This is a genomic window from Seonamhaeicola aphaedonensis, from assembly GCF_003386195.1.
In the GTDB taxonomy this organism is placed as follows: Bacteria; Bacteroidota; Bacteroidia; order Flavobacteriales; family Flavobacteriaceae; genus Seonamhaeicola; species Seonamhaeicola aphaedonensis.
In genome coordinates, this window is record NZ_QRDX01000006.1 from 103,783 (window position 1) to 129,069 (window position 25,287).

The following is a 25,287-nucleotide window of genomic DNA, read 5'->3' on the forward strand; positions in this document are numbered from 1 at the left end:
TTTAAATGGATTTTAAAAGTTCTGGCTTTTCATTGTATAATTTTAAAATTAACTCGCCAAAAAGGGTGTTTACCCATGCAAACCACGAACGCGAAAATTTGGATGCATCATCTTTATGAAAGGTTTCATGCATAAACCCCTTCCCATCATGTGTGTTCATGAGTTGTTTTACACACCACACAATTTCAGAATCGCTATCGCTAGTCATGGCCCGTAAAATAATCCCCATAGGCCAAATGGTGTCTAAACCAGCGTGCGGACCTCCTTGTCCTTCACCTGCTTTTCCTTTAAAATAATAAGGGTTGTCGTCACTTAACAGATAAGTTCTTGTATTTTTATACGCCTCTAAATCGTAATACTGCTCGCTCATTAAATACTTCATGGCGATTAAAGATGGAATGTTTGGATCGTCTATAAATGCCTGGTTACCAAAACCATCTACCTCATAGGCATAGACCTTACCATAATTTAGGTGTTCGGAAATGGCATATTTGTTTACAGCGCTTAACACTTCATCTGAAAAGGATTGACAGGCTTCTGAAAATGCTTTGTCTCCAAAAACATCATTATAAATCTCGCTCAACTGGGCTAAAGACTCCACCGCAAATAAATTGGAGGGAATTAAAAACGGGTACATCGTGCCATCATCTGAAGGTCTAAACGCAGAACAAATAAGTCCGACAGGTTTTATCGGCCTGCCCTTTCCGCTAAAAGGCGTAATGATATTTTTATTTCGTCGTACACGCTCAAAATAATAGGGTGTTTCTCCATTTTTGCGTTGCTCAGTTCTTAGCGTCTTTACCGCGAGTCGCATGGCTTTATCCCAATCGGCATCTAAAACAGAGGCGTCTCCAGTTTCCTTATAGTATCCATAAGATAAACGAATGGCGTAGCATAACGAATCTATTTCCCATTTACGCTCATGCACTCCCGGTATTGGGGTTGGGCGGTCGTCCTTCCATTTGGTTTCTCTGGTCAGGTCTTTATAAAACGCATTGGCATAAGGGTCTAACAAAATGCATTTGGTTTGCCTGTTGATTAAACCTTTAAAAAGGTTTTTTAGTGCTTCATCATGATTTACCAAAGGTAAATACGGCCATACTTGAGCAGTAGAATCCCTGAGCCACATGGCATCAATATCACCAGTAATAACAAAAGTATCTGGTTTGTTATTTATGACTTCAAAATCTACCGTGGTATCTAAAGTGTTTGGAAAACAGTTTTCAAAAAGCCACGACAATTCTGGGTTTTTTATGACCCTTTTTACCGTTTTAATGGTATTTTCAACGGCTTGACTTATAAAGGTTCTATCTGTTAATGGTGGTCTGTTAGATGTATAGGATGGTGTACTTGAGGCCATCGTAAATGCAGAACAACTTAGGGTCGCAACTCCCGTTGTACCTATAATCGTTTGCTTTATAAATTTTCGTCGTGTGGTCATAACAATGATATTTACCTAAACCTTTCTCAATCTGCATGACAGACTACCTTGTTCCAGTCATTTCAAGTTTTAGCACCCCGCCGTTGGTTAAGGATTTATGAGACACATTAAATTTAGGCAAATCCTCGTTATTAAAAAAGGCCTCTTTTATGAAAACATTAGTACTGCTGTTGTTTGCTGATTGAATCTCCAAAGTCTTTCCTGAATAATACTCTGGGTGTAGTTGAATAGTTACTTTATCAAAAATTGGACTTCCTATTTGATACTCCGGATTTTCCTCTGTACCTCCATTGACTTGAAACAACCCTATTTTCATTAATACGGCTAAACTTCCCATGAGGCCTTGGTCTTCATCGCCATTATATCCTGTAGATGGCGCTAGACCACCAAAAACCTTGGAAGCCACTCGTCTTGACCAATAGTGGGCTAAATCTGGTCTACCTAGTTTATTGAAAATAAAGGCAGTTTGGATAGAGGGTTGATTACCATAATTTATGGGGATTTTACGATACTCTGGGTGTAATTCTGAAGCATGCGATGTGCCAGAAGTAAAGTTTAATTGTTCTGATTGTTCAAATTGCGTATTCAATTTTTCAACAGCTTTTTCTTTACCTCCCATGAGTTCAGCAAGTCCATCGTAATCATGAGGTACAAACCAAGTAGATTGTGCGCCATTGGATTCTATAAAACCTTCTTCATAAGTATACGGGCTATAATTGGCTTGCCATTTCCCATCAACATTTTTGGCTTGCATCCATCCTTCTTCATTTAAAAGCGTTGCATAATTTTTTGAACGTTCTATGAAGTAATCATAATCTTCCATCTTATTCAGCTTCAATGCCAATTGAGCTAGTACCCAGTCTTGATAGGCATACTCTAAGGTTAAACCAGCACCATCTTGATGCCCGCCAAACTTCCCTTTAGGATTAGGATGTGGCACAAAGCCTTTTTCCATATAGAAATCCAGTCCGCCACCAATATTGGTTTTATGCTCATAACCCGCTTTTTCCATGATACCACCTTCTACATGGTTTTTCTTCAAAGCATCATAAATGTCGTCTAGATTTTCCTTTAAAATACCTTTTTGAATCGCGCTTACAAAAAACGGTGTGGCTGGGGCGCCTGTCATCACATAGGTGTAATTTCCACCTGATGGCCCTCTGGGAACCAAGCCTCCATCTTTATAATATTGAAGAAAAGACATGGCAAATTCTTCATAAATATCTGGATATGCTAAGCCCCAGAGTGTATTTAATGTCCATTGGGCTCCCCAAAGCGCATCAGAATTGTAATGATTAAATTTTGGTTTTCCTGAAGCATCCAACGGTAATTGCCCAATCTTAAATTCATCTCTAGTGTTATCAGGATAGGCTCCATTGACATCACTAATAATACGTCTGCCTTGAAGCGCATGCCATAAATCTGTATAAAAACGTTTTTGTTGTTTTTCCGTATTACCTTCAACCTTTATTCTACTTAATAATGAATTCCAATGGTCTTTGGAATCTTGAACTACTGCTTCAAAATCCCAATGAGGTAACTCTGTTTTAAGATTCAAGTTAGCATTTTCATTTGAAGTATATGAGATAGCCACCTTCATAAGTAAGGGCTTTTCCAAATCAGAAAAATTCATCAGATAATTGCCTGTTGCTTCATCTTTTTGTAATTCAGTTACTGGAGTATCGAGACTTACCCTAAAGAATACCTTAAATTCTTGAGGCCTTCTGTGGGTTGGTGTTGCCACTACTGAACCCGAAAATTCCGTATCACTAATTTGGCGTAATTCGCCTTGGGCATTATCTGATGGTCCAAGTATGGTATTCAAATTAAACAAAACCGCATTTTTGGTGTTTTCTGGAAAGGTATATTTGTGAAAACCCACTCTTGTGGTACTGGTAAGCTCTGTTTTAATGCCATAACGTTTTAGTGCTAAGCTATGATGTCCGGGTGTTACTGTTTCATCATTATGACTAAATTTTGAATAAAAATCTTTGAAAACTGTTTTAGTATTCTCTTCAGAAAGCGTTACCGGCATAACCGACACGCCTGATATTTGCCAACCATGTATATGACTAAAACCCTTGATAGTATCGATTTTATAACGATAACCACTGCCCCAAGCACCGTCAATTTCATTATCTGGACTTAGATTTACCATCCCAAAAGGGCGACATGCTGATGAAAAGAAAAACCATCTGGAATTCTCCGTATCCAATTGCGGATAAACCAAACTTGCGTAATCTATTGCTTTATTGGTTGTATCAAAATTTGTTTTATCTTCATTTTTACATGAAAGCAGAATGCTCAGTACGATTATTGCTATGGTAAAATAATGTTTCATGTATTTATTGAATAACTAGAATATCTTTTTTAATAGTATCGCTATGTGTAAAATTCTCATTTCCCTTAAATACGAATTGCTTATGAGTTGTTTCTGGAACTGTGACGTTTTCTAAATGTACATTATCAACATCATAGAACACAAAAGCTGGTCTAAAATCGTGATGTTCTAGCTTTAAATTTACGTTTTTATAGGTAATGTTGTTTGCATATTTTACATAAAAGCCCCAAGCTGGCAACTCGCCAAACATTGAAAATTCTGGATAATCTGTTATTTTCTCGGGCACTTGTTCTAATCTGTTTAATGGCACATAAGCCATCCCTTTTGATGCTCTTCCTGGATATGTAATTTCTACATTTTCGATGGTTACGTTTTTAATATTATATCCGGGTATACCAACCACGGAAGATGGAAAAGGGTTATGAAAGAAGTCTACTTCAGGCCCTCGTAAATCGTAGTCTATGTCGGGTCTGCCAAAAGGCACCTCTACTTTGATATCTTTAATATGAATATTTTTTACTACTCCCGGAGCATCTCCGCCTCTATGGCCTAATCTTATAAAAATGGCGTTGCCTGTATTTTTTGCTTTGATATTGGAAACGTTGATGTTTTCAATAACACCGCCATCTACACTTTCTATAGCTATGGCTGAACGGAATGTATCGTATATTTCTATACTATCAATGGTTACATTTTTAAATCCGCCGTAAGAAGCTGTTCCAAATTTTAAGGCACTGGCGCTACTCCTTATTTTACAATTTGCTATGTAAATGCTATCGTTGTAATACGCTGGGAAATATGATTTAAGGCAGATACCGTCATCTGCTGAATTTACATCACAATTTGTGATTTGTACATTTTTACAATCGGTAATGTCCATACCGTCGTTATTCCAATAAGCTCTATTGATAATTTTTAAATTATCCAGTTTTAATTTTTCACATAATTCGAAAGACAATCCCCAGCATGCTCCATTTTGAAGATTTAGGTCTAAAACATCTACATTTTTACACATTGAAAATCTGAACAACTTAGGTCTTGCCGTCTCGTTAGGGCGCATGCGCCTGTAGTTATATTTTGGGTCTTTGCGCTCTCCTGAATGGTGTAAGCTGTCAATATTTAAAGCCAATGCTCTTCCTTGACCGTCTATTTTTCCTTGACCATATATCTTAAAATTTTTTGCCTTATAAGCTACCAAAAATGCCATATTGGAATAGTCATCACGCTTGGGAGATTCCGGACGTTCAGGCATTGGCACATCTGAATAATGATAGGGATTTGTACTTCCCAACAATACAGCATCTTCTTTTAAATAAAGACTTACGTTAGATTTTATTACCAAGCCTCCTGAAAGATACTGCCCTTTAGGAAATACTAAGGTACCCCCATTTTCTTCATGCACCTTATCTATTAATTGTTGTAATGCTTTAGTATTTAATGTTGTGCTATTACCAACTACACCGTAATCTGTAACTAGATATTCTGTATCATTGGTCTTTTTTATATAGCCCTTATTTATTTCAATTTGAGAGACATTTATATCTGTTTTTGGTGTTTTGTTGCATGACGCAAAAATTAAGGTCAGCATCAACGCGTATAAAACAGAACTGTTATATGTTGTCTTGTATGTCATTTTCAATTTTGTTTTCCCAAAAAAGTGTTGGGCATGTCTGTTAATTCAAATTGTAAAACGCCTCCTTTAGAAATCAAATTAAAGTCTATAATACTCGAATTAATCTCCTCTCCATTCCACGTTACTCTTTGAATGTAAATATTGTTTGCTGTTCTACCGTTGGTAATAATTTCTAACGGTTTGTTTATTGTTTTTATGGTTATTTTATCAAATTGTGGCGTTGTTAAAGCTAACTGTGTGCTTCCTGGAAAAATTGGATACAAGCCCATTGTAGACCAAACATACCATGAAGACATAGTACCAGCATCATCATCCATTTCCTTGATATAACCATTTGGCGATGCCGTGAATATTTTTTTTACAATTGGTGTTTCAAACTTCTCATGCGTGCCGTACCAGTTGTTAGTTACTTTGTTGAGTAATTTATCTACTAATTGTTGTGTTTTCCAGGGTGAATTGGTGTAATTATACAAATAAGGCACCTGAATATCTGGTTGATTACCAATGTTAAACAGCTCATTACTGAAGAAATAATCTAATTGGTTTTCAAATTCTTGTTTTCCTCCCATCATGGTTTGAATACCTTGTATATCAAACGGCACAAACCATCGGTATTGCCACAGGGTACCTTCGTACAGCCCATCACCGTGCATAATATCAGATTTGTCATCCATCACTAAAAATTTATCTTTCCAGAGGGTTTTGTATTCAAAAGCGCGTGCTCTGTAAAATTCTGCATCTACTTCTTTTCCTAATATTTCAGAAATTTCAGAGAGCGCCCATAAATCGTAACTAGATTCCAAAATATTGTCCGGCGATTTAAAAGGCAGGTGTTTTGCTTCTTCCTTTAATTCGTTATAAACTTCATTTAAATCAAATGGTAGCATACCTTTTCTGTAGGCATCAAGTAACATCACCATACTATGCTCTGTTCTAATGGTTAAAAACGGTTCTGTTTCTGTTGCCCAATCTGGTTTATCTTGTTTGTATAGGCTTTTTAAAGACAATAGCATGTCTTGATATTTTTCCGGATACAACAAAGACAATAAAGGTAATTTTGTTCTAAAGGTGTCCCAAATAGACCAACCATGAAAATATGGTGTACTTGATTTATAAAGTTTACCATCACTACCTCTATACTCACCATTATCATCATTTATTATAAAAGGAGACTGGGTGGCATGGTAAAGATGAGTGTAAAACATGGTTTTAAGTGAATCGTTGTTGGTTTCAACATCTACAACACTTAGTAAATCGTTCCATGCTTTTGAAGCTTGAGATTTTACTTCTGAAAAACTTAAGTTTTCTGATGCTTTTAAGTTTTGAATAGCACTGCTTTTATCAACAACCGATAGTGCACACCTTAATAATACATCTTGTTTTTCAATGGTAGAAAAATTGATAATCAACTTTGATGCCTCGTTTTTTATTTCCATTGGCTGTTGATTAAAAGAGATGGCATAGTAAAATGTGTACTTCCCTTTATTACAAACATTTACACTAGTAATTTTTCCACTTATAATTCCATTTTCTATCTGATGTTCATCAGAAATATGCTTAACATAAGCGCTGGCTAAATCGATAGTAAACCCAGCGTTTTCAGATTTCGGGAATGTATACTGATGAAAACCTACTTGACGCGTTGCTGTAAGTTGCGTTTGTACTTCATTATTTAGTTGAACAGAATAATATCCTGCTTGAGCCTTTTCACTTTCTTTTGAAAAACTAACACTATTTGGAATTGAATCGCCTTCTGAAATAAAAAAAGGTAAAATTCTTAGATTACCTCCTACACCTCTACAGCCTACTCCCGAAAATCTGGTATTTGAAAAACCAATAATTTCTTTAGCTGTATAATCGTACCCAGAATGTGCTATAGGATTGGTATCTGGGCCAGGTTTTACCATACCAAATGGTACCGAAGCCGATACATCTGTTTGTCCGTGGTCATCTGCGGTACAGATGAAAGGGTTGATGTAGTCTACGTTTTGTTTTGATTCTACAGTAGAAACATCAGCATGCTTTTGGCATCCTAAAACAACACAAAAAATTATGATAATATGACTGGTATACCTCAACATAAAGCAGTGAAAAATAAAGGCAGACATGGAAATATCTGCCTTTAAAAAACTAAACTAACTCAAATAGAAAAAAATACTTTCCTACTTTTCTTTCTATCCTCTTACTATACGCTTTAGTAATTAGGATTTTGAATTAAAGAACCTTCAGACAAAGCCACTTCGGAATCAGGTATAGGTCTTACCAAATGTGTCCCTGAGCTAAAAGCGCCATGATCAACATTATGTGGGTTGTACATATTTAAACGTTCCTCTAATTTTCCTGTTCGTTTTAGCACAGCCCATCTATCTTCTTCTCCAGCAAGTTCTATAGCTCTTTCATCTAAAATAGTATCAATATTTACCGAGGTATAATGATTCACTACACCCGTTGCACGTTCTCTTACTCTGTTTAAATGACTTAGAGCCGAACTTGTATTCCCAGCTCCCAAATGAGCTTCTGCAGCGATAAGATGTGTTTCTGCTACTCTAAACACAAACGTATCTCTAGAGCCTCCATTTTCGGCATCAATTCCAACATCATCGAACTTTTTAAATATTGGGAAATTTGTTCTAAGTACATTAGAGGAATATTGATATATAACTCCTGGAACATTATCTGGTAACCCAAATAAATACTGATCTGGTTGATACACCCAATACCTATTCAATTTATCTGCTAACTCCGCTGCATCTATAGGTTCTTTAGGATAGTACGCAATGGTATCACCTACAACAACATTATCAGAACCTTCTGGAGATGTGAATGTAGCTTCCTCATCAGCAAATAACACTCTATGCAAAGTTACTTCATCCCTAGAATCGTTATTAGCTAATAGCTCATAAAAACGAGGTGTTGGCATTAAACCGGTGTTGTTCGCCCCATAAGGATTGGATCTTCCAATTCCAACATAATCATTTACTGGATTCATGAAAATTCCATGCTTTGAATTATTTCTATCATCAAAATTACCACCAGGACCATATTGTACAGCAAAAAGAACCTCAGGATTTACTTGATTTCCGTAATCGAATACTTGGCTGTATGTTTGACTTCTAATATCGTAAGTACCTATTGCTTGTTCAGCTAAACTAGCTGCTGTTGCAAAATCTGAAGCACTACCAAATGATTTATAAGCTCTAGTTAAATAAACATCTGCCAATAAGTGTTGTGCAGCACGTTTAGATATTCTTCCTGTTTGTGGATTGTCTCCTAGATTAGGTATAGCAGCTTCTAAATCAGCTATAATTTGAGTAAACGCCTCTTCTTCAGATGATCTCACATAATCTGTTCGAATAGAATTTGTTTCATTTAATTCTAAAACAATACCTCCAAAATGTCTTACTAAATTGTAAAATCCAAGCGCCCTCAGTGCTTTGGCTTGAGCAATGCCATTATCTCTGATAGGTAAATTAGCATCACTCCAGCTAATTTGGTTCTCGTAACGATTAATAACCGTATTAGCATCTGAAGTTAAACCATAATTTGCACCCCAAAAATTTCCTGAATTACCATCACTGGCCGTTAGACCAAAATAATCGTTTATAGGTGTATTACTCCTAACATCATCCTGTGAAGTAAACATATCTGTACCAGAGAACATAATGCCGTAATTCTTGTATACAGCACGTAAATTAATATACATTCCTGCTACTAACTGGTCTGCATTATCTTCATCTATGAAGTTCTCGGCTACTAAACCTCCGTAAAACTCCTCTTCTATATAGCCATCACAGGCAGAAAATAATAAGCCTAGCAATAAAACTATGTTTTGTATTTTAAAAATTGATTTCATTTTCTTAACAATTAATAATTATAATGATACGTTTAATCCAAATAACACTGTCTTAGTCAAATATGCAGAGCTATATGAGTTTTGCAGTCCAGTTTCTGGATCTGGCCCTTCGTAATCTGTGAAAATAAATGGATTTTGAATATCTAAAGATAATCTCATGCCACTTAACTTTAACTTATCTAACGCATCAGATGGTAATGTATAAGTAAACCCAATATTCCCAACCTTAACAAAATCAAATTCCTCATAATAATATTCTCCAGGATGTGCATAAGATAATGCTGGTCTTGAAGCATTTGGATTATTAGGCGTCCAATAGTCTAAATTGATTTTATTAAACTTTGCTTGGTCATTTTGATAAGGCGCAAAGTTTTGATAAAACTCTGAGTGTCCTAAAGACCCTTGACGGGTGTTAATTTGAACTCTGGCTTCAAAGTTCTTGTAAGTAAAAGTATTTGTCATACCTCCAAACCAATCTGGTGTTGGGCTTCCAATAACCACTTTATCTTCATTATTAATAACACCATCACCATTTTGATCAACAAACTTATATTGTCCAGGCCTTGCTCCAAATGAAGCGGCTTCTGCGTATTCATCTAACTGCCAAATACCCTCATTTTCAAATGAAAAAATAGCAGCTGGATCTTCTCCCACTTTTGTTACACCATGACGTCCAAAAGGTACTTCTTCAACATCACCCTCAATCTTTAAGATTTCAGCTTCATTTTTCGAAAAGTTAAAACTTGTACGCCATCTAAAGTTTTCGGTTTGAATGTTGGTTGTGTTCAGTACGATTTCAACACCTCTATTTCTAACCTCTCCAAAATTTCCAATTGCGGAACCAAAACCAGAGATAGCTAATAAACTTCTTGGAAACAAGCTACCATCTGTATCTTTATTATAGTAGTCAAAAGTTAAGTTCACCCTATTATTGAACAGTCCTAAATCAATACCTATATTTGTTTCTGTAGATACGGCCCATGTTAATTCACTGTTTGGCAAACCTCCAATAACCTGTGCTGTAACCAAATCGTCTCCAAATAAATAAGTTCCTCCACTTAAAGATGAAAAAGATTGGTATGGCCCTACAGTATCAATATTTCCTGTTTGCCCATAACTTAATCTTAACTTCATGTTATTAAGCCAAGACACATTTTGCATAAATTCTTCTTGAGATAGTTTCCATGCAAATGCTGCAGATGGGAAAAAATCCCACTTATTACCTTCTGCTAAACGAGAAGCTCCGTCGTAACGTCCTGTAAGAGTTAAAAGGTATTTATCCTTATGAGAATAGTTTAACCTACCTGCAAAAGACGCTATATTCTCTTTTATAAAACCACTATGGAATCTACGAACATCCGTTCCTTGACCAGTATTAAAGAATAAAAACTCATCTGCTAGATTACGGGTTTGTATATCTCCTCTTTCGAACTCTTTATGGAATAACGAGGATATTATAGTTGCTTTTAAATTGTTGTTTTCATCTATATCGAAATTCATGTTGGCAATATTATCCCAAGTGTATGTTACTATAGATGCAGACTCATAAATTGCTCTGGTTCTACGTGGATCATTTCTAGCTGCTTTAGTCAATAAAGCCCTATGTTCTCCAAATCTATTATATACCAAACTTGGAGAGAATTGCGTTTTAAGACTTAACCAATCTAATGGCTTATATTCCAAAAATGCATTCGCTATAATATCAAACCTTTTGGTATTAACCCTCCAAGCACCATTCTTTTCATAAATAGGATTAATGAAACGTTGATCTTGTTCGTCAGGTATAAAATCAATAGTACCATCATCTTCATAAGGATTAACTGTAGGCGCCAATCTAAATGAACTCCTAAACAACTCACGGCTACCTTCTTCTCTTTCAGAAAAAGCGATATAAGACTTAACTCCAAATGTTAATTGATCATTTACTTTTTTAGATATCGACCCCGCAAGGTTATATCTTTCAAAATCCTCTATACCAACTACACCTTCATCTTTTAAATAACCCAAAGATGCATTGTAGACCAAACCATCGTTTCCACCAGAGGCGGATAATGTATGACTAGTTTGGATTCCTGTTTCTTGAAACATTCCAATCCAGTCCGTATAATTGCCATTTAATGCATTTGCTTGCTCTTCTGCTCCAATGAATTCTACTGTGGTATCTGGAACAATGCTATTGTAATCTGAAGCAGTTGCTGGGCCAGCATTAAGCAAATTACCAAACTCCCTAGCTCTAACCACATCATTAACAAAGGCTACATATTCATCGCCATTATAAAAGTTCGGCGAATTTACTACACTACGCACACCAAAAGTCGCATCATAATTGAAGCGTGTTCTTCCTTCAACACCACTCTTAGTAGTTATGATTACTACACCATTAGCACCTCTTGCTCCATATATAGCAGTAGAAGATGCATCTTTTAGGATATCTATTTGCTGAATGTCTGCAGGATTTAATGCATTGATATTATCAACAAAAATTCCATCAACAACATACAAAGGCGACCCTAGATCACTTCCCGGGCTATCACTAACACCGTCGTTACCTTGATTTGTATTTCTAATAGATCCATTACCTCTAATATTAATAGACAATGGTGCACCTGGCTTATTATTAAGCGTACGTACATCAACACCTGCTAAACGTCCTTGTAAAGCCTGAGCTACATCTGTTTTTCTTTGCTCAACAACATCGTCGCTTCCTATAGACGCCACAGAACCTGTTAAGTCTTTTCGTTTAACAGCTCCATAACCAATAACAACTACCTCATCTAACTGCGCGGTATCTTCTTCCATTTGAGCATTTAATGGCGACTGCCCCGTATACGTGATTTCTAATGTTTTGAAACCTAAATAAGAAAATACGATAACGTCTCCGTTAGTAGCTTGTATTTTATAGTTACCATCAAAATCAGTTGCTACACCTGTTGTCGTTCCCTTAACTAGAACATTTACACCTGGTATAGGCACATTCAACCCATCTGTAACCACACCAGAAACAGTATCCTGAGCAAATGCTACAGACGAGACCCCTATAAAGAGGATTAATAATAGTTTAAGTCTTTTCATTGTAATTCATTTAGTTAATTCGTTAAATTTTCTGTGAAATTAGATTAATACCCTAAATTCGATATGTAAAATTGACCCAAATACATGGATTTATTGCTTAATTAAAACTTCTTCATTGCAAAATATTAACGTTTTTTTGTTAATCTGAAAGCTACAAAAATTACTACATCTACACTTGATACATTGTATAATTTTCCATGTTTTTGAATTATTTGTCCTTTCCAAAAATTGTTTAAAACTATACTTTTGAGTTAGGTTATTCCTACCGACTAGGCGAAATAAGCATAGACGATTTGCTTAACAGAAAACTGTATTCCGTTTAATTACTTTGAAATTAGAATTTATGGAAAAATCCCCCTTAAAAAATATAGAACATTGGGAAGACGATTTGTTAAAGCGTTACCCGGACCCTGAACTCCCAAAAAAGGAGAAGGAGGAGTTTAGAAATTATGAAGATTCTGAACGGGCTGAAACCGTTAGAGAGTTTTACAGACTTAATCATACCTTTCAAACCTATGATTTTGTGTGCAAAAAAGAGGCTGATTTTTTACAATTTAACCGAAAAGAAATGTCACTATGGGAAGCTGTTGACTTCCTTAACACGTTAGTGGATGATAGTGACCCAGATATAGATTTAGACCAATTACAACATTTACTGCAAACATCTGAAGCTATAAGAGCTGATGGTCACCCAGATTGGTTTGTTTTAACAGGTTTTTTACATGATGTTGGTAAAGTTTTATGTTTGTTTGATGAACCGCAATGGGCTGTGGTAGGTGATACATTTCCTGTAGGATGTAAATTCTCTGATAAAATTGTACATCCTGAGTTTTTTTCAGAAAACCCAGATTCTACAAACCCAAACTATAATACTAAATATGGAATCTACAAACCCAATTGTGGTTTAGATAACGTTAAAATGAGTTGGGGGCATGACGAATATTTATATCAAATCATGAAGGATTATTTACCAGAACCAGCATTGTATATTATAAGATATCACTCATTTTACGCGCAACACCGTGAAAACGAATACAGTCATTTGATGAACGATAAAGACCATGAAATGTTTGAATGGGTGAAGAAATTCAATCCTTACGATTTATACACAAAAGCTCCTGTAAAACCTGATGCTGAAGCCTTAAAACCTTATTACCAAGAACTTGTTAAAAAATACTTACCAGAAACACTAAAGTTTTAAAAACTAAAACTAAACCAACTAAATAATAATGTTTTATACCTATTTAGGATTTTTTGGATTTACCTTATTTGTAATAATTTATACAACATATAAACTAAGAAAAGATAAATTCACAACCTCCAAGGGTTATTTTTTAGCTGGAAAAAGTTTAACTGGCCCTATCATAGCAGGTTCTATGATACTTACCAACATTTCAACCGAACATCTAATAGGAATGAATGGGAGCTCGTATAGAAATGGTATTATCATCATAGCTTGGGAAGTCACCTCGGCCATTGCTCTGGTAATTGCGGCTATTTATTTTATCCCTAAGTTTATTAAACTTGGAATTACTACCATTCCTGAATTTTTAGAAAAACGTTTTGATGGATCCATACGCTCTATTGTTGCTTTTCTATTAATGTCTTCATTCGTGATAACCTTATTACCTATTGTATTGTATTCAGGTGCTATAAACATTGAAAGCGTATTTGATTTTTCTGCCATATTTAACGTATCAAAGAGAGAATCGCTTATTTACACCATACTAACTATTGGTGTTGTGGGTTCTATGTATGCCATTTTTGGAGGTTTAAAAGCTGTAGCCTATTCAGATTCATTAAACGGTATTGGACTAATGTTGGGAGGGCTTCTTATACCTATTATTGCTTTGTATCAAATTGGAAACGGCAATATGTTTGAGGGTTTAAGCAGCGTTTATGACTTTGCTCCTGATAAATTTGATATTATTGGAAAGCCCGATTCTGTGCTGCCTTTTTCGGTCTTGTTTACTGGATTAATGATTAATCAATTATATTTCTGGGGGATGAATCAAGCCATTATTCAACGTGCCTTTGGGGCAAAGAATTTAGTAGAAGCTCAAAAAGGACTCATTTACACAGGTGCTTTAAAACTTTTTGTTCCTGCCATTATAGTCTTACCTGGGTTAATCGCATACTACTATTTTCAAGATACGTATTATGAAAATCCAGATTTGATATACCCCATGCTCGTAAAAAAGGTATTACCATCTTACCTTTTTGGCTTTTTTGCCGCTGTAATTTTAGGAGCTGTATTAAGTACTTTTAATAGTGTACTTAACTCTGCCAGTACTATTTTTTGCTTGGACATTTACCAAAAAATCATAGACAAAAATGCTTCTGATAAAAAACTAGTGAAGTATGGCAAGATATCATCTGTTGTTCTCGCTTTAATTGCAATTGCGGTGGCTCCAATGGTTTCTTATGCCCCTGATGGTTTATACCAACTATTACAAGAACTTAATGGTATATTCTTTATACCAATTTCTTCTATCATCATTGCTGGTATTTTCTTTAAGCAAATAAACACTACTGGTGCCAAAGCTGGACTGTTCTTCGGATTTACATTTTATATTCTAACGACTTTTATACTGAATCTAGATATTCACTTTGTACATTTATGGGGTATTGAATTTGTACTCAACTTTATAATCATGTTTTTGGTTTCTAGATTGTATCCGTCTCAAAAAACACCTGAATATTATCAAGAAACTGAACTTGATGAACCTTCATGGTCTAAAGTAAAAACGTATGGAACCGTATTAGTATTTTTGACGGTATTGATTTACGTTTTACTGTCTTAAACAACTTTAAACAGACCCACCTTTACGCCAAGGAATAAAGTCGTTTTGCCCTAATAGATGTGCTTTTGCCTTTATATTCCCACTAGCCACTTCAATAATATATTCAAGTAACTCAACTCCCATATCTTCAATTGTTTTTTCACCACGAATTACTGCTCCCGTTTCAAAATCAATTATATCGGGCATTTTTTGTTTTAACTCAGTATTTGAAGCCACTTTTATAACCGGAGCTATTGGGTTTCCCGTTGGCGTACCCAATCCGGTTGTAAACAAAACTATATTTGCGCCAGACCCCACAAGGCCCGTTGTACTTTCTACATCATTACCTGGTGTACACAATAAATGAAGCCCATGTTTAGATATATATTCACCATAATCTAAAACACCTTCTATTGGGCTATTACCTCCTTTTTTACAGGCTCCTGCAGATTTCATGGCATCTGTTAATAACCCATCTTTAATATTGCCAGGAGAGGGATTCATATCAAAACCAGAACCTACATTGATGAGGCTTTGTTCAAATGCCTTCATTAAATTCAAGAATTTAACAGCATCGTCATTATTTTTGCATCTGTTTACCAATTCTTGTTCAACTCCACAGAGTTCCGGAAATTCAGCAAGAATGGCTTTTCCCTTTAAGGTCACTAAAATATCTGAAACTATACCTAATGTAGGATTAGCAGAAATACCAGAAAACCCATCTGAACCACCACACTCCAATCCTAGAGTTAACTTGGAAAGCGGTGCTGGTTTACGTGTAATATTATTAGCCTTTTTAATTTCAGCAAAGGAATCTTTTATGATAATAGACAACATATCATTCACAGTCCCCATTTGTTGTTGCTCATAAACAAGCACCGGCTTTTTTAAATTGGGAGCAATGGTATTTAAAGCATCTTTAAATATTTTGATTTGTAGGTTCTGACAACCTAAACTTAGCACGGTTGCTCCGGCTACATTTGGATTATTTACGTATCCCGCCAATAATTTTGCTAAACCCTCTGAATCCTGTCGAATACCACCACAACCACCAGAATGGGTTATAAATCTAACATCGACATTGTCAAATACATTCGACTGAGTATCATCCAATACTGTAGATGGTTCTTGACCATTAATCAAACCCCTTAACAACATTTGATGCGAACTGACTTGCTTTGGCCGAAGCTCGCTTTCAAAAATATCCTTTAAAAGCTCTATATTTCTATTTTCACAAAATACCAGAGGAAAAAACAACCATATATTTTCAGTTCCTACTTGGCCGTCTTCCCTATGATACCCCAAGAATGTTCTACTTTTCCATTTGTCAATATTCGGAGGCTCCCAGTCGATTGACCCCGTTTTTTTCACGACCTTTTCAGCCTTATGGGTAATATTGATTACCGTTAACATTTCTCCTTTTTTAATCGATAATTTAGCTGTTCCTACCAGAACACCGTACATTATAATCCTATCACCTTTTTCAAAATTTTCTAAGGCAATTTTATGTTTTCGCGGCGTATCTTTTAAAACGGTAATCGATTCACCATGAAGCGTTAAGACCTCTTTAGCCATTAAATCCACCAAAGCCACTGCCACATTATCCGAAGCATTAATTTTTAAAAGTTTTTTATGGTGTTGACTGCTACTCATTTTATATCAATAGGATTTATTAAACGACTCAAACCCTTTTTCAATACCATAACCATCTATGGTTTCTAAAGCAAGCGCAATAGCATCTTTCAATCCTTCTATTTTTGTTAAATCTTGTCCCCAAAACAACTCACTTTCCAGCACCTCTTGAGCCACTTTTCCATTGTTATTTGATTGCCAAATTTGTGATAGTTTTTGGGTTACATGCTCATCATCATTAACAGGCATTGATAAACCGAAATATTCTCCTTTGTAAAACCTTATTAAACAAGCAAAAGCAAATGTTAAACGGGTTGGAATATTTCCGTATTTATCAAAATAAGACAATAGACTTGGCAACACCCGAACTTTAAACTTTGATATCATATTCAAGGCTATACTGGATAAATTATGAACTATATATGGATTTTGAAACCTCTCGAAAGTAGCATTTGCAAATGATACCAGTTCATTTTTATCCATTTCCAAGGTATTGATAATTTCATCAAAAACTGTTTGTTTTACAAAGTTTGACGTGAAATCTACATCCATGGTTTCTTTCACTGTAGTATTTCCATAAAGTATCGATAAAGGAACCATTACTGTATGTGCCCCGTTAAGAATTCTTACCTTTCTTGTTCTAAATGGTTGCATATCTGGCACAACCTTAACCTCCAAACCTGTTTTAGAGAAGCCTAACCTTTCTTTTAATCTTTCATCACCTTCTATGACCCACAGAAAGAAGGTCTCAGCAGTAACAATTAATTTATCCGAATAGTTTAATTGCTTGTTATAATATTCTATTTCATGCTTTGGATATCCCGGAACAATCCTATCCACTAATGTATTATGAAAAGTGCATGCCTTGTCTATCCAATTTTTAAAATTCCCCTCTAAATTCCATAGGTCAACATACTTTAAAATGACAGCTTTTAAGGTGTCTGCATTATAATTAATCAACTCACATGGAATAACGGTTAGCCCTTTGGAAACATCTCCCTTATACCAGTTGTACCGTTCTAATAAAAACAAGGTCAATTTAGCAGGAAAAGAACTTGGAGGCCTCATGTCTTGAGTGTCTGATGAAATAAAACTAATACCTGCCTCCGTTGTGTTCGAAATAACAAACTCTAAAGTTTCGGTTCTTCCTAATTCTAAAAAGTCATTAAAATCTGAGTAAGGGTTTATGCCTTTTACAATGGTATCTATCAATTCTACTTCATTAACTGCTTTACCGTTTTTAAGTCCTCTCATAAACAGCGTGTACAGGCCATCTTGTTCATTCAATACTGGAATCAACCCTTTATCTATAGGTTGTACAACTGCTATACCCGCATTGAAATTAGTAAACTTATTTAGCTCACTGATAGCATATCCCACAAAAGCACGAAGAAAGTTCCCTTCACCAAACTGGACAATTTTTATAGGTTTAGGTTCATTACAACTAACATTTTTTCTGTTTAGTGATGGTTTATTCATACCTATTAAAAATTAAAGTAATCCTTAGCATTATTATAACAAATGTCCGACACCATGCCCCCAACTAAACTCATATCGTTGGGCAATTCTCCGCTCTCCATTTCCTTACCCAAAATATTACAAAGTATACGCCTAAAATATTCGTGCCTAGGAAAGGACAAAAAACTCCTGGAATCCGTCAGCATACCAACAAAACAGCTCAAGAGTCCCATATTAGAAAGCGCATTTAACTGTTTGGTCATGCCATCTTTTTGGTCTAAAAACCACCAACCAGAGCCTAATTGCACCTTCCCTTTTATACTACCGTCATTAAAATTCCCAATCATTGAAGCGAACACTTCATTATCGGCTGGGTTAAGGTTATATAAAATGGTTTTAGTTAGTTTATCATTATTATCCAGTGTGTTCAAAAATTTTGAAAGGCTTTGTGCTTGTGTATAATCCCCGATAGAATCCCAACCTGTATCAGGCCCTAACATGCTATGCATCCGCGCATTATTATTTCTTAGCGCTCCTAAATGAAATTGTTGTACCCACCCAAATGTATGATAGGTTTCTCCTAAAAATAATAAAATAGCACTTTGGAACTTAATTGCTTCCTTTTCACTGATAGCTTTGTTATCTCGCCTCTTTTTAAAAATAGTGTCAACCTCTTTTTCAGTAAAGTTTTCAAAGCTAATTTGGTTCAATCCATGGTCACTTAATTTACATCCGTTTGCATCAAAAAAGGCAATTCTATCGTGCAAAGCGCCACATAAATCTTTAAATGAATTTATTTCTTTATGAACACATTGGGATAAAATATTAATATAATCATTGTATCCTTCATTTTGAATTAGAATGCTCTTATCTGGTCTAAAAGATGTACTAACTTTCACCTCAAAATTCAAATGTTGTAATTGTTTATGATACTTTAAGTCATCTATTGGGTCTTCTGTGGTGCAGACTATTTCGGTATTAGCCATTTTAAGTAAATTTTGACAGCTAAATGACTTTGAACTAAGTTTTTCAAGCGTATCGTGATAAATACTTTCGGCTGTATTCGCATTCAATAAGTCATAAATATCGAAATATCTTGCGAGTTCCAAGTGCGTCCAATGATACAACGGATTTCTTAAAGTAAATGGTACAGTTTTGGCCCATTTAAGAAATTTATCTTTGTCTGAGGCATTGCCTGTAATATATCGTTCGTCAATCCCTAAAGTCCTCATGGCACGCCATTTATAATGGTCGCCGTGTATCCAAACCTGAGTTAAATTCCCAAAAATGGTATCCTCGGCAATATCCTTTGGCGATAAGTGATTATGATAATCTATTATGGGTTGATTTTTGGCATAATTGTGATAGAGTTCTTCTGCAAACCTATTTTGTAACAAGAAATTTTCGTGTATAAATTTCATAAGAAATAGCTTAAGTTATCTGTAATGCTTGCTTTTGAAACTGATATAGATTATTCTGCAACCATCTCAAAAACCAATTCCCCACCATTCAAAATCTCATCATGGGTAATATATTTTCTGTCTAAAACTTCACCATTTAAGGTAACGGAATGCACCATATAATTGGTATCACTCAAATTTTTGGCGGTCATGGTAAAGGTTTTTCCATTAGGAAGATTAATAGTAGCTTCCTCTATTTGTGGTGCACCCAAAATATACTCGCCACCTGTTGGATTTACGGGATAAAACCCTAACACTCCGAACATATACCAAGCAGACATTTGTCCACAATCATCATTCCCCATTAAACCATCTGGTTTAGTATCATAGTACTCATCAATTAAGGTCTTTATTATTTTATCTGTTTTATGGGGTCTGTCACTAAATTTATAGAGATACGGCACATGATGACAAGGTTCGTTTCCATGCCAATACTGTCCGTAAGTCCCATGAATATTCCAAACTAAAGTACGCACCTCTGGTTTTTCTTTGGAATAAAACATCGCATCTAGCTTATCGCCAAATGCTGCTTTACCTCCCATTATATCTACCAAACCTAGAATATCATGTAACACATGAAACTGATAATGAAATGCATTACCCTCTGTAAAATCTGAACCTTCCAACCATTCGCCTACAACTTCGGTTAGATCAACATCGGTTTTAAATTCACCCTTGGCATTTTTACCTCGCATAAAACCACTCTCTTTATCATACACATTTTTATAAAAAGTTGCCCTATTTTTTAAAAATTTGGCTTCTTTAGTTTTACCAAGCTTTTCTGCTAACAAAGCCCCAGCATAATCATCATAGGTATTCTCCAATAAACGCGATACGGTTTCCCTGCCATCATCTACACGCGATAGTTTTACATCGTAGGGAATATAACCAAAGGAATCGATAAGCTTTACATGGTTTCGGTAGTGTTCTTTGGTTAAAGATGTCCAAACGGCATCAAAAATTTCGTCATCGGTATAGCCTTTAGGCTTAATACCTTTCAAGTAAGCATCTACAACCACAGGTACCGCATGATTGCCCACCATAGTATGGGTTTCTTGCCCCCACAATTGCCATCGTGGTAAGTATTTATTCGCTTCTTTTGGATTCAAGGAATCGGCTTTCATATACTTGTAGCTGTCCAACATTGAGGTATTGATGTCGCTAACCAAATCTGGACTTAAAATAGTGTACATGGGATTGGCCGCTCGGTATGTATCCCACAACGACAAGGTTGAATAATATTTACCCGCAGTGGCCTGCTGAACTCCAGAATCTGAACTCCTAAATTTACCATCTACATCGGCAATGTTATTGGGCTGAATATATAAATGGTACAAACTGGTATAGAATGCCTCTTTTTTATCCTCATTGCCTTTAAGAGTAAACGTGCCCAAAATATCATTCCACTTTTTGTTGGTGCTTGTTCTTACGTTATCAAAACTATTCCATGTGGGTATTTGTGCTTCCAAATTCTTTTTAGCCTCTTCAATACCAACGGTTGAAACACCTATTTTCACCTCTAGCATATTACTGTCTTCCATTTCAAAATCCAAAATATATCGAGGTGCTTTTTCTTCTTTAGCCTCAGGCGATGGCAATTCGTTTTTACTAATAATCTTTTTATTGAATTTTATAACATAATACAAATCGCGATGCGCCCAAACACGTGCTTTTCGGTATCCGCTTAGTGTGTAATCGTCTTCAAATTGTTGATACGCTTCTAAAATATTAAGTGGTATCTCGTTTATATTCCAAGAAACACCGTACTGCAAATCTATAAGTAGTTTCGCATCATTTAGTTTGTTATAAGTATATCTATGATAAGCGACATGCTCTGAAGCCGTAAGCTCTACTTGTACCTTAAAATCATCTAAATACACTTTATAGTACCCGGGCGTGGCAAATTCACTTTCTTTCTTATAAGTTGATTTGTAATTGAACCTAGAATTAGAATTGATGGTATCTGTATTTAAGGGTTGTAACAAAATATCGGACATTGACGGACACCCCACGCCATTTAAATGGGTTTGGGTAAAACCGATAAGCCAAGGGTCGTTGTACTGATAGCCAGCAATATGGTCCATTTCGTAACCTTCGTAGTGGGTGTTGTAGGATTCTGGACTTGGTTGTACCATACCCAAAGGTGTAGTAGCCCCTGGAAAGGTGTGCCCTTCGTTTTGAGTGCCAATAAATGGGTTTACGTAAACAGTATAATCTTTCGGTACTTCTTTAGTTTCACATGAAAGGATAAACGTAAAAAAAATGTAAACTACACTTTTTACTACCGTATTTAGATGTATTATTTTATTCATTGATATCTTTTTATTTTGAAAGTATTCTCAATTTTTTTTACCTAATCAGAAACCTAGCGAAACAGATATATTTTGTCTAGTAAAACTATAATTTGTATTACAGTTGATGGTGCATAGATTCACCTAATTCATGGACATTCTATTCAAGACTAAACTCACAAGCCACTTGCTTAGATTAGAAACTCAAATTACACCAAAACCAATCAAACTTAATAAGGAGTATATACTCAGTCATTTTTATTCTGAAAACACTTCGCTATCATTTACAAAAGATTTAAACTCAATTGGGTTTCCGCTAAAATCAAAAACAAACATAGTCATTTGCTCTCCAACTTTTCCTTCGTAACGTTTTTGGGGTTTTATAACAAAATCAATGTTTGCTGTTTCTAATTTCTTTTGAACTGTTTTAAATTCATTTTTAGCCAACAGACACCCAAAATGAGGAATGGGTACATGCACGCCATCTACTTTTCCGCAATAGTCCAATTCTGGAAAATTATCGCTTAAATGAGCAGAAAGTTGGTTCCCGAAAAAATCGAAATCTATCCATGATTCGGTTGACCTTCCTTCTTTACACCCTAGTATTTCCACATAAAATTTTCGTGTCGATTGAATATCTTTCACCTTAAAAGCAAAATGAAATACCCGCATAATGGTCTTGAGTTTTATACTGCATCTTTACCCCATGATATATTAGGTTCTGGCCCTAATTCAAAAACCATCTCCCCTCCCTTAATTAAATCGTCATGATGCAACCAACTTTTGTGATACGGTTGTCCATTTAAAGTTACCGATTGTATATAACAGTTTTCTTTTGAATTGTTTTCTGTAGTAATTTTAAAGGCTTTTCCATGACCAATATTTATAGATACCTCATCAAAAATGGGACTGCATAGTTGATACACTGGTGTTCCTGGACAAGCGGGGTAAAATCCCATAGCTCCGAAAACATACCATGAGGAAACTTGTCCGCAATCGTCATTTCCAGGTAAACCACCCACATCATTAAAAAAGTATTTTGCCAACATATCGCGCACTACTTTCTGTGTACGCCATGGTGCGCCCACGCTGTTGTACATATATGGTGCGTGCATTGAAAATTCATCGCCCACATAATACATATCATTGGCGAAAAAATGATCAAGAAAATCGATTAGTTTTTGATGACCTCCCATAAACTCTGCCAATCCTTCAATATCGTGTGGTACTAAAAGCGTATGGTTATAATAGTAATTTTTGGTATCTTCCTCTGTACCTTGCGCCCAAACACTAATGGATTTATCAAAGGGAGAAAGCCATTCACCATCTTTCGTTTTACCACGAACCAAACCTGTTTCTTTATCCAATACATTGATATATCGTTTGGAACGTTGCATATATTCTTTATGGGCATCCTCTTTCCCTAAGGCTTTAGCCATTTGTGCGATGCAATAATCATCATACGAAAACTCCAAAGTTCTGGCTACTGGTTCTCCATAAAACCCAAAAATATCTGTTGGCACGTAGCCAATGGTATTGAAATAATCGATTCCCACACGACCTGAAAATCCTCGGTCTCCTTTTTGATTCGCATTTTTGAGCATAGACTCAAAGGCTAAATCGGTATCAAAACCTCTAATACCTTTTACGTAAGCATCTGCAACTACCGCATCAGCATGGGTACCCATCATTATGTTTCGGTACCAAGGATTTGGCCACTTGGGCATCCACCCACCCTCTTGAAACGCGTTTAACATACCGTTTATCACATCGGTTGTTTCATCGGGTTTTATGATAACCCATAGCGGATGCAAAGACCTGAAGGTATCCCACAGCGAAAGGTCTGTATACATTTGTCCGCCTTCATGTACTTGAAAATCAAACGGACTAAAATACTTCCCGTCTTCATTTAGATTTCTCGGATTCACAAAACATTTGGTAAGTGCCGTGTAAAAGATAGCTTTATCGTCTTCGCTACCTTCTACTTTAATTTTATGGAGTTCCGCCTCCCAAAGTTGTGCTTGTGCGTTCACCGCTTTATCAAAATCAAAATCTGGAAATTCGTTTTGCATATTAGCACGGGCTTGTGCTATGCTAATTAAGGAAGTAGCAACTTTAACTTTAACTTTTTCACCGTAAGATGTTGCAAAAGATACGTAAACCGCATTGCCATCAGCACCTTTTAATGCCATTTTAGAACCTAATTGAACATCCAGTGCTTTTGGTTCTGTACACCTCAAATGCATTTCGGTTGAACTGGAACCATCGTAATATTTGATTTTTAATGCGTAAGACTCACCGGCCTTCATATTCATGGCAAACGAATTTGTGCTCGTCGCTCGGTATTTCCACTCGTCAATAACCAAAGAATCATTCACATACATTCTTGTGCCATCTTTTGTAATGAGTTCAAAAAGGTGTTCTCCAGAATGCTTAGGAATAAAATTCGCTTTGTAAATGACTGAGAAGAAATCTGCCCTAACACCTTCAGCGGGTGCTTTCAACCAATCAAAATTTAACTTTTTATGGGTAGTGACAACTTCGGGCTGACCTTCAAATTTATCATTATTATAATATTCAGCCTCGAAGCCTTCTGGAACTAAATCCTCATCAACAACCTTAGGAAGCAAATCAACCTTAAAAACTTCAAAAGGCTTATCAAACTTAGCGACCCAATGGTTTCTGAAATGACCTGCTATGGTGGTGTAACCCTCTATTTCATTACGTTCGGGTATGACCTTGTAATTTCCAGGAACATATACACCGTCAAATAACACGGTGGATGCGTCCGACTGTGGAAATGTAAATTGAAAGAATGCCGTTTTAGCCGAAGCTGTAAATTCTGTTTTAATATTATAATCATCTAGCATCACCGAATAATAATGCGGTTTTGCAATTTCATTATCGTGACTAAATTTTGAAGCGCGCTCTTCAGCATCAATCTTAACTTTACCTGTTAGCGGCATGACGCACATAGGCCCCCAATCGCCTGTAACCGAACCGTTGGGGTAACGGGTACCTCTAAAACCCTGTATCTTTTCTTGGTCGTACCAATATGGCACAGGAACCGTAATAACACGCTTGGTAAACAGTGCCGTTTGTGGCGTCCAATGGGTTAGAGCCGACGGGTTTCCAACAATAGGCGATACATAACCTAAAGGCTCCTCTACCTCGGTTACCGTAATGTCGGCAATACTTGGTGCTGTTCCCACTCTGGTATTTACATAGTTTAATACTGATGGTGTTTTTTCTGTATTAGTGCAGGCGTAAAATGTTATTAAAATGAATACTATTAAGGTTTTCAAAATATTTTTCATAAACCT

Annotated in this window: 14 protein-coding genes; 2 read left to right on the forward strand and 12 right to left on the reverse strand. The window is 36.0% G+C overall.

Annotated elements, in window-relative coordinates; all coding sequences use genetic code 11:
• Position 1: 1 nt before the first annotated feature.
• The 6 genes from DFQ02_RS10770 to DFQ02_RS10795 form a co-directional block, all read right to left on the reverse strand.
• Complete coding sequence (locus DFQ02_RS10770; protein ID WP_116524445.1) at positions 2-1,441, reverse strand: glycoside hydrolase family 125 protein; 1,440 nt, start codon at positions 1,439-1,441, stop codon at positions 2-4.
• 43 nt (positions 1,442-1,484) lie between these two features.
• On the reverse strand, positions 1,485-3,782 hold the full coding sequence (locus DFQ02_RS10775) for a GH92 family glycosyl hydrolase (protein WP_116524446.1): 2,298 nt from the start codon (positions 3,780-3,782) through the stop codon (positions 1,485-1,487).
• Positions 3,783-3,786: 4 nt separating this feature from the next.
• A complete protein-coding gene (locus DFQ02_RS10780) occupies positions 3,787-5,415 on the reverse strand; it encodes a glycoside hydrolase family 28 protein (RefSeq protein ID WP_245940252.1) in 1,629 nt (542 codons plus the stop codon).
• A 2-nt stretch (positions 5,416-5,417) separates the two neighbouring features.
• Positions 5,418-7,496 (reverse strand): GH92 family glycosyl hydrolase, encoded by a 2,079-nt coding sequence (locus DFQ02_RS10785; protein ID WP_181896404.1) that lies wholly within the window; start codon positions 7,494-7,496, stop codon positions 5,418-5,420.
• A gap of 113 nt (positions 7,497-7,609) precedes the next feature.
• Positions 7,610-9,268, reverse strand: a complete 1,659-nt coding sequence (locus DFQ02_RS10790; RefSeq protein ID WP_116524448.1) for a RagB/SusD family nutrient uptake outer membrane protein — start codon at positions 9,266-9,268, stop codon at positions 7,610-7,612.
• Between the two features lie 18 nt (positions 9,269-9,286).
• A complete protein-coding gene (locus tag DFQ02_RS10795; RefSeq protein WP_116524449.1) occupies positions 9,287-12,340 on the reverse strand; it encodes a SusC/RagA family TonB-linked outer membrane protein in 3,054 nt (1,017 codons plus the stop codon).
• Between the two features lie 343 nt (positions 12,341-12,683).
• Here DFQ02_RS10795 and DFQ02_RS10800 point away from each other — a divergent pair, with 343 nt between their 5' ends.
• Positions 12,684-13,541: an inositol oxygenase family protein gene (locus DFQ02_RS10800; RefSeq protein ID WP_116524603.1), complete on the forward strand. Its 858-nt coding sequence runs from the start codon at positions 12,684-12,686 to the stop codon at positions 13,539-13,541.
• A gap of 28 nt (positions 13,542-13,569) precedes the next feature.
• A complete protein-coding gene (locus DFQ02_RS10805; protein WP_116524450.1) occupies positions 13,570-15,144 on the forward strand; it encodes a solute:sodium symporter family transporter in 1,575 nt (524 codons plus the stop codon).
• A gap of 6 nt (positions 15,145-15,150) precedes the next feature.
• Here the strand turns inward: DFQ02_RS10805 and DFQ02_RS10810 are convergent, their stop codons facing one another.
• The 6 genes from DFQ02_RS10810 to DFQ02_RS10835 form a co-directional block, all read right to left on the reverse strand.
• Complete coding sequence (locus tag DFQ02_RS10810) at positions 15,151-16,776, reverse strand: UxaA family hydrolase (protein WP_116524451.1); 1,626 nt, start codon at positions 16,774-16,776, stop codon at positions 15,151-15,153.
• 6 nt (positions 16,777-16,782) lie between these two features.
• Entirely contained in the window at positions 16,783-18,234 is a 1,452-nt protein-coding gene (locus DFQ02_RS10815; RefSeq protein ID WP_116524452.1) for a tagaturonate reductase, read from the reverse strand.
• Positions 18,235-18,239: 5 nt separating this feature from the next.
• Positions 18,240-19,634 (reverse strand): glucuronate isomerase, encoded by a 1,395-nt coding sequence (uxaC, locus tag DFQ02_RS10820; RefSeq protein WP_116524453.1) that lies wholly within the window; start codon positions 19,632-19,634, stop codon positions 18,240-18,242.
• A 50-nt stretch (positions 19,635-19,684) separates the two neighbouring features.
• The gene (locus DFQ02_RS10825; RefSeq protein WP_116524454.1) at positions 19,685-21,985 is read right to left on the reverse strand and encodes a GH92 family glycosyl hydrolase; all 2,301 of its coding nucleotides are present in this window, start codon (positions 21,983-21,985) and stop codon (positions 19,685-19,687) included.
• 237 nt (positions 21,986-22,222) lie between these two features.
• Positions 22,223-22,636, reverse strand: coding sequence for a VOC family protein (locus DFQ02_RS10830; protein WP_116524455.1), 414 nt, complete (start codon positions 22,634-22,636; stop codon positions 22,223-22,225).
• A gap of 14 nt (positions 22,637-22,650) precedes the next feature.
• Positions 22,651-25,281 carry a GH92 family glycosyl hydrolase gene (locus DFQ02_RS10835; RefSeq protein ID WP_116524456.1) on the reverse strand — a complete coding sequence of 877 codons (2,631 nt, stop codon included), beginning with the start codon at positions 25,279-25,281 and terminating at the stop codon, positions 22,651-22,653.
• Positions 25,282-25,287: the final 6 nt, after the last annotated feature.